At 68.0% G+C, this 15,291-nt stretch carries 14 protein-coding genes and 1 pseudogene; 7 read left to right on the top strand and 8 right to left on the bottom strand.

Annotation, left to right across the window (positions count from 1 at the left end):
* Nucleotides 1-258: 258 nt before the first annotated feature.
* Nucleotides 259-1,458 carry an MFS transporter gene (locus AS031_RS14685; RefSeq protein ID WP_058268902.1) on the bottom strand — a complete coding sequence of 400 codons (1,200 nt, stop codon included), beginning with the start codon at nucleotides 1,456-1,458 and terminating at the stop codon, nucleotides 259-261.
* Nucleotides 1,459-1,596: 138 nt separating this feature from the next.
* Between AS031_RS14685 and AS031_RS14690 the strand changes: the two genes are divergently transcribed.
* On the top strand, nucleotides 1,597-2,556 hold the full coding sequence (locus tag AS031_RS14690) for a D-2-hydroxyacid dehydrogenase family protein (protein ID WP_058268903.1): 960 nt from the start codon (nucleotides 1,597-1,599) through the stop codon (nucleotides 2,554-2,556).
* Nucleotides 2,557-2,570: 14 nt separating this feature from the next.
* The gene (locus AS031_RS14695) at nucleotides 2,571-3,104 is read left to right on the top strand and encodes a GNAT family N-acetyltransferase (RefSeq protein WP_058268904.1); all 534 of its coding nucleotides are present in this window, start codon (nucleotides 2,571-2,573) and stop codon (nucleotides 3,102-3,104) included.
* Between the two features lie 12 nt (nucleotides 3,105-3,116).
* Here the strand turns inward: AS031_RS14695 and AS031_RS14700 are convergent, their stop codons facing one another.
* Nucleotides 3,117-5,297, bottom strand: coding sequence for an amylo-alpha-1,6-glucosidase (locus AS031_RS14700; protein ID WP_058268905.1), 2,181 nt, complete (start codon nucleotides 5,295-5,297; stop codon nucleotides 3,117-3,119).
* 61 nt (nucleotides 5,298-5,358) lie between these two features.
* Nucleotides 5,359-6,420, bottom strand: coding sequence for a glycosyltransferase family 4 protein (locus AS031_RS14705; RefSeq protein WP_058268906.1), 1,062 nt, complete (start codon nucleotides 6,418-6,420; stop codon nucleotides 5,359-5,361).
* A 216-nt stretch (nucleotides 6,421-6,636) separates the two neighbouring features.
* Between AS031_RS14705 and AS031_RS14710 the strand changes: the two genes are divergently transcribed.
* Nucleotides 6,637-7,335: a DsbA family oxidoreductase gene (locus AS031_RS14710; RefSeq protein WP_058269043.1), complete on the top strand. Its 699-nt coding sequence runs from the start codon at nucleotides 6,637-6,639 to the stop codon at nucleotides 7,333-7,335.
* 48 nt (nucleotides 7,336-7,383) lie between these two features.
* Nucleotides 7,384-8,034: a TetR/AcrR family transcriptional regulator gene (locus AS031_RS14715; RefSeq protein ID WP_058268907.1), complete on the top strand. Its 651-nt coding sequence runs from the start codon at nucleotides 7,384-7,386 to the stop codon at nucleotides 8,032-8,034.
* 66 nt (nucleotides 8,035-8,100) lie between these two features.
* Here the strand turns inward: AS031_RS14715 and AS031_RS14720 are convergent, their stop codons facing one another.
* Together AS031_RS14720 and AS031_RS14725 are read right to left on the bottom strand one after the other, a co-directional pair.
* Nucleotides 8,101-8,778, bottom strand: a complete 678-nt coding sequence (locus AS031_RS14720) for a LytR C-terminal domain-containing protein (protein ID WP_058268908.1) — start codon at nucleotides 8,776-8,778, stop codon at nucleotides 8,101-8,103.
* Nucleotides 8,771-9,070 (bottom strand): type II toxin-antitoxin system VapB family antitoxin, encoded by a 300-nt coding sequence (locus AS031_RS14725; RefSeq protein WP_176716556.1) that lies wholly within the window; start codon nucleotides 9,068-9,070, stop codon nucleotides 8,771-8,773. The genes AS031_RS14720 and AS031_RS14725 overlap by 8 nt, the downstream gene beginning before the upstream one ends.
* Before the next feature lie 146 nt (nucleotides 9,071-9,216).
* Between AS031_RS14725 and AS031_RS14730 the strand changes: the two genes are divergently transcribed.
* Nucleotides 9,217-10,146 carry a Cof-type HAD-IIB family hydrolase gene (locus tag AS031_RS14730; protein WP_058268910.1) on the top strand — a complete coding sequence of 310 codons (930 nt, stop codon included), beginning with the start codon at nucleotides 9,217-9,219 and terminating at the stop codon, nucleotides 10,144-10,146.
* Between the two features lie 145 nt (nucleotides 10,147-10,291).
* Nucleotides 10,292-11,929, top strand: a complete 1,638-nt coding sequence (locus tag AS031_RS14735) for a stealth family protein (protein ID WP_058268911.1) — start codon at nucleotides 10,292-10,294, stop codon at nucleotides 11,927-11,929.
* Between the two features lie 50 nt (nucleotides 11,930-11,979).
* On the opposite strand, the gene AS031_RS14740 is transcribed toward AS031_RS14735, so the two are convergent.
* On the bottom strand, nucleotides 11,980-12,909 hold the full coding sequence (locus AS031_RS14740; protein ID WP_058268912.1) for a phosphodiesterase: 930 nt from the start codon (nucleotides 12,907-12,909) through the stop codon (nucleotides 11,980-11,982).
* Nucleotides 12,910-13,073: 164 nt separating this feature from the next.
* On the bottom strand, nucleotides 13,074-13,586 hold the full coding sequence (locus tag AS031_RS14745) for a glutathione peroxidase (RefSeq protein ID WP_058268913.1): 513 nt from the start codon (nucleotides 13,584-13,586) through the stop codon (nucleotides 13,074-13,076).
* A 177-nt stretch (nucleotides 13,587-13,763) separates the two neighbouring features.
* Between AS031_RS14745 and AS031_RS20205 the strand changes: the two genes are divergently transcribed.
* The gene (locus AS031_RS20205) at nucleotides 13,764-14,456 is read left to right on the top strand and encodes a hypothetical protein (protein ID WP_228379651.1); all 693 of its coding nucleotides are present in this window, start codon (nucleotides 13,764-13,766) and stop codon (nucleotides 14,454-14,456) included.
* Nucleotides 14,457-14,503: 47 nt separating this feature from the next.
* On the opposite strand, the pseudogene AS031_RS20275 reads toward AS031_RS20205, so the two are convergent.
* Nucleotides 14,504-15,181, bottom strand: a pseudogene (locus AS031_RS20275) (M23 family metallopeptidase); the annotation flags it as partial.
* Between the last annotated feature and the right edge of the window lie 110 nt (nucleotides 15,182-15,291).

A 15,291-nucleotide genomic window follows, 5' to 3' on the forward strand; every position in this document is an offset into this window, starting at 1 on the left:
GAACTTCCGTTTGCCGGGCCGGCACGCCCTTCGCAACAGGCCCCTCCGAAATCCGGAGGGCCGGCCCGGCAGCGGAACCTACCCCTCCGACGCTCTCTCACTTGACGCGGAAACCCCCGGACGCTCTCTCACTTTCCTAAAGAAAGTGAGAGAGCGATTTCCTTTGGGGCGCAAGATCTGAGAGAGCGTCCCACCATTTGCTGCAGGATCTGAGCGGGCGTCGGGGTGCTGATGCAGTGTACGACGCCGGGCGCCGGCTTAGCGGCCGCGCGGCACCCGGCGGACGGAGAGGGTGGTGCTGACGAAGAAGGTCAGCACCGACGCCAGGATCACCAGCAGCGCTGGCGTCCAGGACTCCGAGACATCGTGGACCAGCCCCACCAGGGGCGGGGCGACGGCCGCCAGGCAGTAGCCAAGTCCCTGCACAGTGGCGGACATCCGGCCGGCCGAGGCCTGGGACCGGGCCAGCCGGATGATGGCAATGAAGATGATGGTGATGCCGCCGCCCTGGGCGATTCCGCCGCACGTGGACCACAGCCACCACAGCTGCGGGGCCAGCAGTAGCCCGGCCGGGACGGCCGTCCACAGCACGCCCAAGGTGACCGCCACCGCCGTCGTACTCATGTATTTGGCCGCGAACGGTACGCCGAGGCCGCCCACGATGGCCAGGATCTGGAAGATTGAGGACGCGGCTCCGGCCTCTGCGGCGTTCATTCCCAGTTCATCGTGCAGGTAGCTGGGCAGCCAGGCGGTGACACCGTAGTAGGAGAAAGCCTGCCCGCCGAAGCCGGCGGTGAGTCCGAACGTGATCCACCCGGTCCCTGCCACGGCCGGCAGGCCGGCCTCTCCGGGTTCCTCGACGGCGGCCGCTGCCAGGAACGCGGTCCTCGGCCCCACCGCCAGCGTCCACGCCACGATGGCGGCGACGGCCAGCAGTGCCACCGAGGCCAGCGCGGCACGCCAGCCGGCCCACCCGGCCAACGGCGCCATGGCCACGGACGTCAGGAACGAGCCGATGTTCAGCGCAGCCGTGTAGATCCCCATGGCGGTGCCCTGGCGCCGGGGCGGGAAATCGCGCCGGATGATCAGCGGGACCGCAATGTTCCCCACGGTGATGGCCAGCCCGATGACCACCGTGCCCGCCACCACCAGCACCGGGCCACCCGCAGAGCGGACCACCACGCCGGCCAGGACCCCCAGGATAGTGAGGGTGACCGCGAACTCGGCACCGAACCTGCGTGCGGCCAGGGAGGCCAGCGGCGAGGCGAGCGAGAAGCACAGCACGGGAATGCTGGTCAGCAGGCCCAGCACCACGGGCGAGAAGGCCAGTTCCGCCTGCATGGGTCCCACCACCGGCGCTACGGCCACGAACGGGCCGCGCAGGTTCAGTGCCAGCAGGCCGATGCAGGCGAGCAGGATCCAGCTGCGGGGAATGCGGGAGAGTGTCCGGCCGCTCACGGGGCGGCACGGAAGGAAAGGGGATGTTTCATCACCTTCATTGCTATCACGCCGCGCGGAGCCGGAATCACGGAAGACCCGGCGGAGCGCCCTGGCTTACGATGAACCTGACTTTCCGCCGACGGACAGGACACCCTCATGCCGCACCGCCTTGCCATCCTCGACGACTACCAGGACGTGGCCCGTGGCTTCGCCGACTGGGCTGCCCTGGAGGCGGACGGGGTGTCGGTGGCCACCTTCCGCGAACCCTTCGCCTCGCAGGATGCCCTTGTGTCGGCCTTGGCGGACAGCACCATGGTGGTGGCGATGCGGGAACGGACGGCCTTCACGCGCGAGGTCTTCGAAAAACTCCCCGCGCTCCAGCTGCTGGTCACCACCGGCATGGCCAACGCCTCCATCGACGTCGCGGCCGCCGCCGAGCACGGCGTGACGGTGTGCGGCACGCCAGGGTCCCCCACCGCTGCCCCTGAACTGACGTGGGCCCTGCTGCTGGCCTGCGCGCGGCACCTCCCGGCCGAAGAGAACTCGCTGCGGGCCGGATCCTGGCAGTCCACGGTGGGTGTGGAGCTGGCAGGCAAGACCCTGGGCATTGTGGGACTGGGCAAAATCGGCCGCCGGATCGCCGGCTACGGACAGGCCTTCGGCATGGACGTGGTGGCGTGGAGCCAGAACCTGACGGAGGAGGCCGCGGCGGAGGCCGGTGCACGGCTGGTGTCCAAGGACGAACTGTTCCGCGTGTCCGACGTCGCCACCCTCCACTTGCGGCTTTCGCCCCGCTCTGAAAACACCGTGGGCGAGGAGGAACTGCGGCTCCTCGGTCCGGAGGGCATCCTGGTGAACACCGCGCGCGGGTCGCTGGTTGACCAGGAGGCACTGATCAGGGCGCTGAACGAGGGCTGGATCCGGGGCGCTGCGCTTGATGTCTTCGACCAGGAGCCGTTGCAGGCCGGGCACCCGCTCCTGGCCGCACCGAACACCGTGCTTTCACCCCACCTGGGGTACGTCACCCAGGAAAGCTACCGGCAGTTCTACGGCGGCGCCTTCGAGGACGTCACCGCGTGGCTGGCCGGCGAGCCCATCCGCACCATTACCCCCTGAACAGGAGGACCTCAATGAGCCACACCATCCGCCGCGCCACCATGGACGACGCCGGTGCGCTGGCTGAGCTGGCGGCCGTCACCTTCCCGCTGGCCTGCCCGCCCTCCTCCTCACCGGAGGACATCGCGGCCCACCTGGCCAACACCCTCAGCGAAGGACACTTCCGGCGCTACCTCTCGGATCCCGACATCACGGTCATGGTCCTGGACAGCGGTGACCGGCTCAACGGATACAGCCTGCTGGTGGACCGGGCTGCCTCCGACCCGGACGTCGCAGCGGCGCTGACGCTGACGCCGTCGGTGGAGCTGAGCAAGTGCTACGTCCATCCGGACCACCACGGGCTCGGCGCGGCCGCGGAACTGATGCATGCGAGCATCCAGGCGGCGGCGGAGACCGGCCGGTCCGGGATTTGGCTGGGCGTCAACAGCCAGAACACCCGTGCCATCCGCTTCTACGGAAAGTCCGGGTTCCGCCAGGTGGGCACCAAGTCCTTCAGGCTCGGCAGCACCGTGGAGCACGACTTCGTCCTGGAGCGGCCGCTACCCTGAACGCCCCAACCCTCAGGCGCCCGGCTGGTTCAGCCCGGCATGGCCTGACGCGGCTTCCGGGCTGCCCGGCGGGTAGGCCAGCGGCGGGCGCGGTTCGGCGAGGAGCTTGAGCCCGGGCGGGAGCCCCTCGATGCCGCCCTGGTTACCCGAGGCCGTGATGGTCACCCGGGACGAATCCAGCAGGACGTTTTCGGCCCGGAAGGCGCCCACCACATCCGGCAGGATGGGCGCCAGGTGCACCACGCCGCGCGTGAAGACCGGGTCGAAGCGGAGCAGGATCCGTGCCAGCTGGACGGGTGCCGCGGCGGCCCACGCCTGCGGGGAGCAGGCCGTGGGGTAGGGCACCGGACCGGGGAATTCACCGCGGTCAAAACCGCAGAACAACTCCGGCAGTCGGTTGTCGAAGTGTCCAGCGGCCTCGAAGATACCCAGTGCCACTCGTTTGGCCTCGTCCACGAAGCCGTAGCGCATCAGGCCGGTGGCCACCATCGCCGTATCGTGAGGCCAGACCGAACCGTTGTGGTAGCTGACGGGGTTGTAGGCACCCATGTCCGAGGCGAGGGTGCGGATGCCCCACCCTGTGAACATCTGCGGCGACATGAGGTGTTCCATCACCGATTGCGCCTTGTCCCGGTCAACAATGCCGGAGAAGAGGCAGTGGCCGATGTTGGAGGTCAGGGCGTCCACGGGCCGCTTGTCCTTGTCCAGGGCCACCGCGAAATAGCCTTTGTCCGGCAGCCAGAACCGTTTGTTGAATTCCTCCTTGAACGCTGCCGCCTTGGCCGCCCAGTGGTGTTCCAGATCGCTGTCCCCGCCCCAATGTGCCAGCAGCGAACGGCCCAGGTAGGCAGAGTAGACGTAGGCCTGGACCTCGCAGAGGGCTATGGGCGCCTCAGCCATGGTTCCGTCCGCGAAGTTGATGCCGTCCCAGGAGTCTTTCCAGCCCTGGTTGACCAGTCCGTGGTCATTGGGGCGCAGGTATTCCACGAACCCGTCGCCGTCCCGGTCCCCGTACTTTTCGATCCATTCCAGGGCACGGTCGGCATTGTGCAGCAGCGGCTGGATCACGTCCTTGGAGAGCCCCCAGCGGCTGAGCTCGCCGAGCACGGCTACGAACAGCGGCGTGGCGTCGGCGGTGCCGTAGTAGGCGGTGCCGCCCAGCGACAGCCCCGCCGTCACGCCCAGCCGGACCTCGTGCGGGATGCGGCCCGGCTCCTCTTCCGAGTCAACGTCCACCTTCCGGCCCTGGATCCCGGCCAGGGTCTGCAGGGTCCCCAGGGCAAGGTTGGGGTTGACCATCAGGCTCATGTAGGAGGTCAGCAGCGAATCCCTGCCAAACAGGGCCATGAACCAGGGCGCCCCCGCCGCCACGGCTGCCCGTTCCGGGTGGTGGGGATCGAAGATCCGCAGGGCGCCCAGGTCGCTTTGGCTCCGGTTGAGCAGGTCCTGGAGGCCGGCGTCCTCGATCCTGATCCGCGGGACGCCTTCCTCCCAGTCCAGGTGCCGCCGCACACCCTCCCGGTGGTGCGGCAGCTGGCCTTCGCGGAAGGGCTTCTCCGGCGCTTCCCCGTTCACCAGGGGCACCACGATGATGCTGGTGGTCCACTTGCCGCGCGCCGGCACCGTCACGGTGAAACGCAGCCCGGCTTCGGTGGCCTGGGCTTCACGGGCTCCGATGGCCGAGCCCCGCTGCTGTCCGTGCCTTTCCGCCTCGATGATAAGCCTGCCGTCCCGGACAGACCGGGCGGTGTCCGAGGTGTCAAAAGTCCGTCCGCCCTTAACGTCGAACAGGTCCGCCTGGTCCGCATCCACCTGCAGCTCGATGTCGCACTCCACCGGCTCGGCCGCGTAGTTCTCGAGGGTGATGTCATCCTGCATTCCCGGGCCGATATGCCGGACCTGCCTGACTACCAGCGGGCTGTCGAACTTGCCGCCGGGCCATTTGGCCCTGCCCACGAACGTCGCCTTGAACGGCTGGGGCCGCTGGGCGGAAAGCGGCTCGCGCAGCGAGCCGTTGATGCGCAGGACCCAGCCGGAAATGATGCGGGTGTCCTGGAAGAACGCACCGTTCGTGCCGCCGTCGGACATGATGTCTCCGCTGCCGGACGAAATGCAGAAGGAGGACCCTTCCAGGACGGTGACGGAACCGGAATCGGAAACGGACGCTTCGTTGTCAGCGTTCCAGGCGGTCATCGGGGATTCCCCTCCCAGTTGACGTAAATGCTGCCCGGAGCGTCCGGGAAGCACTGCTGCCCTATCGATTCTGGTGCACCCGGACCGCTTCCGGAACCCCTCCGACGGGCCTCGTTTCCAGGAGGTCGGCATAGAGCTGCAGGTGGTCGGCCACCATGCGGGCGGCACTGAACCGCTCCTCCACATCCCGCCGGCAGGCGGCCCTGTCCAGCGCCGCGGCGGCGGGGACGAACCCGGCCAGGTCGCCTGTCTTCCCCAGGAAGCCCGTACGCCCGTGCCGCACGATTTCCGGCGCCGAGCCCACTGCGGTTCCGACGACGGGAGTCCCGGTGGCCAGCGCCTCGATCATGACCAGCCCGAACGGCTCCGACCACTGGATGGGGTTCAGGAAGGCCACAGCCTCCCCCATCAGCCGGTACTTCGCGGCGTCGTCCACTTCTCCCACAAAGTCCTCGTTGGGCCCGAGTATCGGTTCGACGGTTTCGCGGAAAAAGCGCACCTCGTCCGGTTCCCGCATCTTCACGGCGATCTTCAGGTGCATGCCCACGGCGCGGGCAATGTTGATGGCCTCAAGCAGGCCCTTGTCCGGGCAGGCCCGGCCCACGAAACACAGGTAACCGCCGCGGCCGGTGCCTACGGGAACCGCCGAGAGGTCCATGCCGTGGTGGATGACCTTTGTCACCGGAACGTCGGGGGCGTGCGATGCCTGGTCGCGGGAGATGGCGATCACTGCCCCGTGCCGGCCGATGGCACGGAAGATGTCCGCGGCCTGGGCGTTAAGGGGTCCGTGCATCGTCGCGGCCAGCGGCACCCCGCGCGGCCGGTGCAGGTAAAGCGGGCCTGCCAGGGTGTGGTCGTGGATGATGTCGACGTCCTGCAGGCCTTCATAAGCCCGGACGATGTGGCTGAGCTCCGAAAGGCTCGTGCCCAGGCCGGCGTAGTCCGCCGGACGCATGCCGGGAACCAGCGGAACGGGACACCGGCTCTCGGTGGGGGCGGCCAGCAGCACCTCGTGTCCGGCTGCTGCGAAGCCCCGGGCCAGGGTGTCCACCACCCGTTCGGTGCCGCCATAGGTTTCCGGCGGTACGGGAATCCACGGTCCTGAAACCAGACCAATACGCATCCTGGCCTCCCAGGTGAGACAGGCCGGGCTCCCCAGCAGGCCGGGCGCCACCCCGCCGCGGCAGGCGGTGCCGCGGTGGCGTGTTCGGGTTTGTGCGGCCTTTGCTTGACCTCTGATCAGACTATTGCGCAGGATGCGGCGCGCCACAAGACCTACCGTGGGGTATCTCACACTGCCGCGCGGAATGACGTCCCGGAGGCCAGGGTTATGCAGTCCATGAAGATTGAGATCTGGTCCGACGTTGCGTGCCCGTGGTGCTTCATCGGCAAGCGCCGCTTCGAAGCTGCCTTGGCGGCCTTCCCGCACCGGGATGCCGTTGACGTAACGTGGCGCAGCTACCAGCTGGATCCCGGCCTGCCCGGGCACTACGACGGCACCGAACTGGACTACCTGAGCACCCGGAAGGGCATGGCTCCGGAGCAGGTTTCCCAGATGTTCGAGCATGTGGCCCTGCAGGCCAAGGGCGAGGGATTGAACTACCGGTTCGACACCGTCGTGGTGGCCAACAGCTTCACCGCGCACCGGCTGATCCACTTGGCGGCGGCCCACGGCAAGCAGGACGCCGCCAAGGAACGCCTGCTCAGCGACCACTTCGAGCACGGCAAGGACATCGGAAGCCGGGAGTACCTGGCCGCGCTGGGCCGGGACCTCGGCCTTCCGGAGACCGCGGTGGAGGAGCTCTTCACCACCGACAAGTACGCCGATGATGTCCGTGCCGACGCTGCGGAGGCCCGCGCCCTGGGCATCAGCGGCGTCCCGTTTTTCGTCATTGACAGGAAGTTCGGCCTGTCCGGGGCACAGCCCGTCGAGACGTTCAGCGCCGCGCTGGACCAGGCCTGGCAGGACGCCAACCCGCTGGTCCTGGTCAACGCCGGTGACGGGGACGCCTGCGGGCCGGAGGGCTGCAGCGTCTGACGCGGGGCACTCTCCCTGTTTGGTGACACATCGCGGTAAAGTGTCTGTATGCCAAGGATCTCAGCGGCCACCAACGCAGCGCAACGCGCCGATACACAGCGCCGCATCCTGACGGCGTTCGGCGAACTCCTTTTCTCCCACGGGCTTCCCGGGCTCACCATGACTGACGTGGCACGGCATGCGGGCGTGGGCCGCACCGCCGTCTACAACTACTACGCGGACATCGAGGAGTTGTTGATCTCCTACGCCCTGGAGGAGACGGAGAAATTCCTTGCGGAGCTGCGGGAGTCGCTGAGCCGGCTGGACAATCCGGTGGAGCGGCTGGCCCTGTACGTGCGCGCCCAAGTGGAGGACCTCACCCGCCGCCACCTGCCGCCGGGACCTGCCATGGGCGCCGTGCTGTCGCCGTCGTCCTTTGCCAAACTCGCGGACCACGTGGGCGAGCTGAGCGTGCTCCTGCAGGGCATCCTGCAGGATGGCATGGACCAGGGCTACCTGCCGCCGGCGGACGTGGGCCAGCAGGCCCAGCTGATCCTTGGCACCCTGTCCTCCAGTGCAGCCAGGGGTAGCGACGAGCCGGCGGAACTGGAAGCGCGCGTCGCCCGGACGGTCCGTTTCATCCAGCTGGGTGCGGGAGCAAGGTTCGACGACGAAGGGCGGCCCGTGCGTGTGGCGCCCCTTCGCGCCGTGGCAGGCTGAGTTGCCCCATCACTTCGAGTCCCCAAAAACAGGTTTTAACGACCCCAACTGATAGGGCACCGGGCGTTAGCTGCCCGGCGCCGCCGACGGCATCACTGGCCACAGGTCGTCGTCCGCCACCCGCCGGCTTTCCCTCGGGCAACTGAGCGTGCCCGGCGTCTGGTCCACGAGCTCCGGCGGTGCCAGCGAGCGGTAGTCCTGTGACAGGATCACGTCGACGCTGCCGTCCTGGCGGCCGTCCTGGAAGTAGTCAGAGCCCGGCAGGTTCCGCTGCACCGTGAAGGCTGCGGACTGCCCGGCTGCTCCCGAAATCACTGCCGCCACGCCCCGGTACCCGGCCTCGGTGTTGGCTACGGCGCCCACCACGAACTTCCTGGCCAGGAATTCGTCTGCGGCAGTGCGGGCCAGCCCCGGCCTGCTGGTGGAGTTGTAGACGTTGAGGTTGACCTGTTCATTCGGGGTGTAGTCGTAGGTTGCCGAGGGGCAGGCGGTGGCGGCCTTCGGGGCCGGTTCGGCCGTGGGGATGCTGAATTTGCCGTTGATGATGGCCAGGGCCGTGATGATCCCCGCGGCGATCAGGCCGATCAGGAGCACCAGGACAATCCCGTGCAGGACGCGGCGCCGGACCCGGGCGGTGTCATCGGCGTTCCGGTTGGCCTCGAACGTGGCCCGCAGCTCCTGCCCGGTGACCACGTGGTGTCCGTGCAGGACGCTGACGTCCTGCGGCTTCCGCTGCCTAGCCATCGAGCACCAGGACCCGGGCGTGGATCGCGGTGCGCTGGTGCAGGGCGGTCCGGACTGCGCGGTGCAGCCCGTCCTCCAGGTACAGGGTCCCCTGATACTGCACCACGTGCGGGAAGAGGTCGCCGAAGAACGTGGAGTCCTCCGCCAGCAGCGCTTCCAGGTCCAGGGTGCGTTTGGTCGTTACCAGTTCGTCCAGCCGGACCGGCCGCGGCGGCAGCGAGGCCCAGTCCTTGGGCGTGCTGTAACCATGGTCGGGGTAAGGGCGGCCCTCACCCACAGCTTTGAATATCACCATGCCACCCTAGGCATCCTGCCAAGGGCAGCGGAAGTGCCCGGCCGTACCGCCGGTAGGTTGTGGCCAAACGGTGACCATGTCACACGCTGCGAACTTTCGGTGCCTGAAGCGGGACTTTCCCGGCCAGCTGAGAGAATGGTGCCATGACAGCATCCGAAGCCTCCGCCGTGTCCGTGACCGCAGCCCGGCTGCCGTCGACTCCGCCGCTGGCGCTGCTGCTGGATGTGGACGGCCCGGTGGCCAGCCCCGTCACCCGGGACGTCAAGCCGGACATCATCGGGGACCTGGTGGCCCTGGCCGCCGCGGGAATCCCGGTCATCTTCAACACCGGCCGCTCCGACGCGTTCATCCGGGAGCAGGTCATGGAGCCGATGCTGGCCGGGGGCATCCCGGACGGCACCGTGGTCCACGCCGTCTGCGAGAAGGGCGCCGTCTGGTTCAGCTTCACCTCCGCCGGTCCCGGCCCCGTCCATGTGGACCGGGAGCTGGCTGTTCCGGCCGCCTACGGCGAGGACATCCGCCGGCTGGTGGCAAAGGACTATGCCGACCACATGTTCTTCGACGAAACCAAACGGGCCATGGTGTCCGTGGAACAGCACATCGAGGTGGCCAGCGCGGACTACCTGGCCGAGCAGAAGCTCTTCGACGCCGCTGCCGTGGAACTGATGGCCACGCACGGGCTTGGGGTGGTGCGGCTGGGCCACCACGCGCCCAACTCCGACGACGAGGTGGACTACCGCGTGGATCCCACCATCATTTCCACCGACATTGAGTCGGTGCGGCTGGGCAAGGACCTCGGGGCCAGCCGGGCGGTTGAACTGCTGGCCGCCCAGGGCATCACACCGGAAGCCTGGCGGACCGTCGGCGACTCCCGCACCGACTACGCCATGGCGGACTGGCTGCACCACAACGACCACCCAGTCAAGCATGTGGATGTCCGGCCTGCTGACGGCGTCCCGGCCAAGCCGTACGATATCCTGACCGCGGCGGACCTTGGACTGGACGATTCGACCATCCACGACGATGCCGGCGGCGCCTTCCTGCGCAGCTGGCGCGAGGCACTGGGCGCCTGACGCAGCAGTTCCCCGGCACGCGGCGCCATCGCCGCCCCGGACATGCCAAATCCGGCCCCGCGGCCGGGCCACGTAAAACGCATTACCAACCGCTTCCCTGCGGCACCCCGGCAAGCCACCCCGGCCGTACCCCATCCGGCTTATCATGCAGGTAGAAAGGCTCACTTTGACCAGCACGGAGACCACCATCGCAGAAGCACCCGTCCAGGATGAGGTTTACTACGCCGGACAGCCCTCCATCGAGGAGGAGCACCATGCCGAGGTGACCTCGGCGGAAGCCGGACAGCGCTTCAGGCTCCGTACCGACGTCCTCTGGCACAAGGGCCGCTACGCCCTCATCAACGACACCAGGACCCCCTACCAGGCCATGGTGGAGGACCTGCTGTTCCTGCGCAACGTGCTGGCCAACGCCGGTCTCGCCTATCTCCTGGTCCGCGGCAACAACGACCGGCCGGTCATCGCACTGGGCTGGAAGGACCGGAAAAAGCTGAGGGCCGCCCTCGTTGAGGCGTGCCGCGACGAACCCTTCTACTCCATGACGGTGGACGCCAAGAAGAAGACCTCCGTCCTGGTGGCGGACGGCGAACTGTCGTCGAACCGGCAGGCGCGCATCTTCCGCCTGTACCGTCCCCGGGTGGAGCCCGTGGGAGGTTTCGAATTCGGCGCCTCAGCCGGCGTGCAGATCGAACTCTGGTCCTTCGAGGGCGAACAGATCATCCTGCCCATCGAGAACTCCCTGACCCGCAGGACGCTGCTGCGGCAGGACGCCGTCCGGGGCACCGTGGAACGCTACGGCCACACCTGGCCCACCATCGAGAACATGTTCGCCGACCACGCCAGCGACATCAGCTTCGACGTGGACATCGTCTTCTCCTGGGTGGACGGGAGCTCGCCCGAGTACATCGCCGCGCGCCGCGCCCAGCAGAAGGACGCCGTCCTGGGCGAGGGGGACGACCACGAGGCCCGGTTCCGGCAGATCAACGAGCTCAAGTACGCGCTGCGCTCGGTGTACATGTTTGCCCCGTGGATCCGCCGGATCTTCATCGCCACGGACTCCCCCGCACCCGCATGGCTGGCCGACCACCCGTCGGTGACCATCGTCCGGAGTGAGGAGTTCTTCTCCGATCCCTCGGTGCTGCCCACCCACAACTCGCAGGCGGTGGAGTGCCAGCTGCACCACATCGAAGGGCTCTCGGAACACTTCCTGTACTCCAATGACGACATGTTCTTTGGCCGGCCGGTGGGTCCGGACCTGTTCTTCACCCCAGGCGGCATCACCAAGTTCATCGAGGCTGAAACCCGGATCGGGCTGGGCGAGAATGCCGCGGAGCGCAGCGGGTTCGAGAACGCTGCGCGGGTCAACCGCAAGCTGCTGTGGAACAGGTTCGGCCGGATCACCACCCGCCACCTGGAGCACACCGCGGCACCGCTGCGCCGAAGCCTGGTCGCCAAGATGGAGGAAGAGTTCCCGGAGGAGTTCCGGAAGACCGCCGCGAGCCGGTTCCGGGCCGCGGACAACATCTCCGTAACCAACTCGTTCTACCACTACTACGCGCTGCTGACCGGACGCGCGGTAACCCAGACGGCCGCCAAGGTCCGCTACGTGGACACCACCATGCGGGCAGGCCTGAAGTACTTGCCCAAGCTCCTGTCCAAGCGCAACATGGACTTCTTCTGCCTCAACGACGGCAGCTTCCCCGAAGTCGAAGCCGACGAACGGGCAGAACTGGTCACGGACTTCCTGGAGAAGTACTTCCCCATCAAGGCGCCCTGGGAGAAGTAGCCCGCGCGTGCCACGGCGCGGCACCAGCGCCGTGGCCCTTCCGGGGGCCGTCAGCGCCCGGTAGCCGCGCCCATCCTGGCGCCGCCGCGCTGCTTGGTGGTTTCCGGGATGCGGACCCCTGCCGCGGCGAGCCGCCGTGCAGTCTCCTCCGCGGGCACATACTCGCCCACCGTCGTCGACGTGCCCAGCGGGACCACCGAGTGGACAATGGTGTGCTCGTAAACATGCACCAGGTTGAAGGCCTGGCCGCCGTCCTGGCCCCTGGTGCCGCCCACAGGGACGTTGAGGTCCTGCGTGTAGCAGCTGGCGGAGGCAACCGACACCGGGATGCCGGCGAACGTGGCGGTGGTGGAGTAGTGCAGGTGCCCGGCGAGAATGGTGCGGACGTCAGAATTCCGCACCACCGCGGCGAGCGTGGCCTGGTCGCGGAGTTCCACCAGGACGGACAGGTCAAGGACGGACGGCACCGGCGGGTGGTGCAGGGCAAGGATGGTCCCGTCGGGCGCAGGTGTTTCCAGTTCCCTGCCAAGCCATTCCAGCTGCGCCTCACTCAGTTCGCCGTGGTGGTACCCGGGAACGGAGGTGTCCATGGTGATGACCCGCAGGCCATTGATGAAGTAGCTCCTGTCCACGGGGGCGTCGGTGCGGGGTTCGTCCAGCAGGCCCTCGCGGAAATTGGCCCTGTTGTCGTGGTTTCCCATCGCCCAGATGACCTGCGCGCCCAGCTCCCGGCAGGCGGGGTCCACGATGGCCCGCAGCTTGGCGTACGCCCCGGGATCGCCCTTGTCCGCGAGGTCGCCGGTGAAGATGACGGCCTCAGGCCGGGCCCCGGACGCTTTGACCTCTTCGAAGAGCTGGATGAGGCGTGCTTCGCTGTCAACGACGCCGTACAGGGGTTCCGGACCTCCCAACAAGTGGGGATCGCTCAGGTGGAGTAGGAAATGGCGTGGCCGCGGATGCTCGGCCTCGATGTGCTCCATTGCTGCCTCTGTGGTCGGTGGGAAACGGCGCTTCCCTTGTACCCTTCAGTAGCCTTTATCCAATCAGACAAATGGCAAACTTTGGGCGAATCACCGTAGCCCATGTGGAAAAATCTGCGAAAACTGCGCTTTCTGCAGGGCAAATTCGGTTGTTGGGGTGAATTTCAGCCGAGCGCGTCCTCGATGGCGTCAATGACCTCTGCCGAATCCGGCTCGACGGTGGGGGCGAACCGTGCCACCACCACGCCGTCGCGGTTGACCAGGAACTTCTCAAAGTTCCACTTAACCAGCCCGGGAAGTATTCCGTTCTTGAATTTCGTCAGCTCCGCGTAGAGGGGATGCTGGTTCCTGCCGCGCACGTCGGCCTTGGCGGTCAGCGGGAAGGACACCCCGAAATTGCGCTCGCAGAACTCGGCGATCTCGCTGTCAGTGCCCGGCTCCTGGCCTGCGAACTGGTTGCAGGGGACCCCGAGGATCTCGAAGCCGCGGTCACGGAACTTGCCATACAGCGCCTCCAGGCCCGTGTACTGCGGGGTGAAACCGCAGTTGGAGGCGACATTGACCACGAGCACCACTTTCCCTTTGAACTGGCCAAAGTCGGTGTTGGTGCCGTCGTTGAGGGTCAAGGGAATGGGATACAGGGGTGCCACGGGTTGCGTCCTCGGGTAGATGTCCATGCCGGTGGTTCGTTGCCGACCACCCAAGGTACTGGTCCCGCCTGCGTGTTTGCTGGACGGACCCCGCGGGGTGACTAGTTGGGCTGGGCAGTGCCGGTTGCCGACGGCGGCACGGGGGCTTCCGGAGTGGCGGTCCCGGTGGGCGCGGGGTCAGCCGTTGGTGAGGATGGGGCCGCCGTGGGAGGCGCGGTCGGCGTCGGCGCCGGGGTGGGCGGGGCAGTCGTCGTAACCGTCGGTGACGACGACGGCGCTGGCACGGGGCTCTGCGTCGGGGTCGGCGCGGGGCTCTGCGTCGGGGCCGGCGACGACGTTGGAGTCGGGGAGGACCGCGGCGCCCTGGCCGGAGGCCGGGTCGGACTCGGGGACGCCGTGGGAGCCGTGGTGGTCGAAGGCGATGCGGTGGGCGACGGGGACTGTGTCGGCGACCCCGTCGGCGTCGGAGATGGCGACGGCGACCCCGTCGGCGTCGGAGATGGCGACGGCGACCCAGACGGCGTCGGCGACCCCGTCGGCGTTGGTGAAGCCGTCGGGGACGGGGACTGTGTCGGCGAAGGAGAAGGGGTCGGTGTCGGCGAAGGAGATGGGGACGGCGTTGCGGGCGGAGGCGTCTGCGGTGCTCCAGGCGGCGGCAGTACCGTTCCGGTCGGCTGGGGTTCGGCCGGTGACGGTGACGGCTCCGCGGGGGCCGCTGCCGGGCTTTGTGCCTCGGCCTGGCCCGAGGCCGGGTCAGGACCTACTCCCACGGGGATGGTCCACACGGCAGCGCCGGCGGAAGCTCCCTGGCCCGGGGCGAAGGACACCAGTGGCTCCGGCGATGCTGCCTCGAGCGCACGCAGCGTCATCAGGCTCCATCCCTGGGGGCTGACGTAGCGGCCGTCGAGGATGGTCTCAAGGTGCAGGTGGCAGCCGGTGGACCACCCGGTCGAGCCCACCCGGGCGATGGCTTGGCCCACCTGCACTGTGTCCCCGGTCCGGACTGCGATGGACTCCAGATGGTTGTAGGTGGTGATCAGCCCGTCGCCATGGTCGATCTCCACCCGGTTGCCGCCGCCCCACGGATGCCAGCCCGCAGCCCGGACCACGCCGGAATCCGCGGCGTACACCGTGGTTCCACAGGGCGCTGCGTAGTCCTGGCCGAGGTGGAAATCTCCTGTTGAGCCCGTCAGCGGACTCGTCCGGAAGCCGAAAGGCGAGCTGGGGTCCAGGGACGCCAACGGCGCCATCAGGAATCCCGCGGGCGGCCGGCCGATACCCGTCAGGCCCACTGACACCGTGGCCTGGCCGCCGGCGCCCGTGCTGCCCACCTGGGGTCGCGGAAAAGCCACCGGAATGCCGGGGTCGGTGAGGATAAGCGGGGCCAACGAACCCGGCCCCACCTTGCCGTACGGAGGGACATCCAGTGCCGAAGCGCCAGGCAGAAGAGTACCTGCGCCGCCCGGGGAGCCGCTTGTGCCCCGGGCCGCCGTGGCGGCCACAGGGACGGGCGCCGTGACGGGCCCGGCAGCATTGAGCACCCCGAACGTCAGGGCCAGGGCACCGGCGGCGGCCAGCACACGTGCAGCGGGAACGCTGAAACGCCGGGGGTTTTCGCCCATGCCGGTTCCCCAATGCTTGCCCAATTGTCTGACTCCGGAAGGTAGCCACCCGCGCTGTCTTGACGGTACCTCCCATGGGACCACACGTCCGCTGCGGTGTGAACCCCTAA

Origin of the sequence: Pseudarthrobacter enclensis (assembly GCF_001457025.1) — a bacterium.
Taxonomy (GTDB): Bacteria; Actinomycetota; Actinomycetes; order Actinomycetales; family Micrococcaceae; genus Arthrobacter; species Arthrobacter enclensis.

Excerpts from the sequence above, each read along its gene's own strand:
- AS031_RS14710 (WP_058269043.1), top strand. The coding sequence starts at position 6,637 with ATGAAGATTGAGATCTGGTCCGACGTTGCGTGCCCGTGGTGCTTCATC.
- AS031_RS14730 (WP_058268910.1), top strand. The coding sequence starts at position 9,217 with ATGACAGCATCCGAAGCCTCCGCCGTGTCCGTGACCGCAGCCCGGCTG.
- AS031_RS14705 (WP_058268906.1), bottom strand. The coding sequence starts at position 6,420 with ATGCGTATTGGTCTGGTTTCAGGACCGTGGATTCCCGTACCGCCGGAA.
- AS031_RS14690 (WP_058268903.1), top strand. The coding sequence starts at position 1,597 with ATGCCGCACCGCCTTGCCATCCTCGACGACTACCAGGACGTGGCCCGT.
- AS031_RS14740 (WP_058268912.1), bottom strand. The coding sequence starts at position 12,909 with ATGGAGCACATCGAGGCCGAGCATCCGCGGCCACGCCATTTCCTACTC.
- AS031_RS14720 (WP_058268908.1), bottom strand. The coding sequence starts at position 8,778 with ATGGCTAGGCAGCGGAAGCCGCAGGACGTCAGCGTCCTGCACGGACAC.
- AS031_RS14715 (WP_058268907.1), top strand. The coding sequence starts at position 7,384 with ATGCCAAGGATCTCAGCGGCCACCAACGCAGCGCAACGCGCCGATACA.
- AS031_RS14735 (WP_058268911.1), top strand. The coding sequence starts at position 10,292 with ATGCAGGTAGAAAGGCTCACTTTGACCAGCACGGAGACCACCATCGCA.
- AS031_RS14745 (WP_058268913.1), bottom strand. The coding sequence starts at position 13,586 with ATGGACATCTACCCGAGGACGCAACCCGTGGCACCCCTGTATCCCATT.
- AS031_RS14695 (WP_058268904.1), top strand. The coding sequence starts at position 2,571 with ATGAGCCACACCATCCGCCGCGCCACCATGGACGACGCCGGTGCGCTG.
- AS031_RS14700 (WP_058268905.1), bottom strand. The coding sequence starts at position 5,297 with ATGACCGCCTGGAACGCTGACAACGAAGCGTCCGTTTCCGATTCCGGT.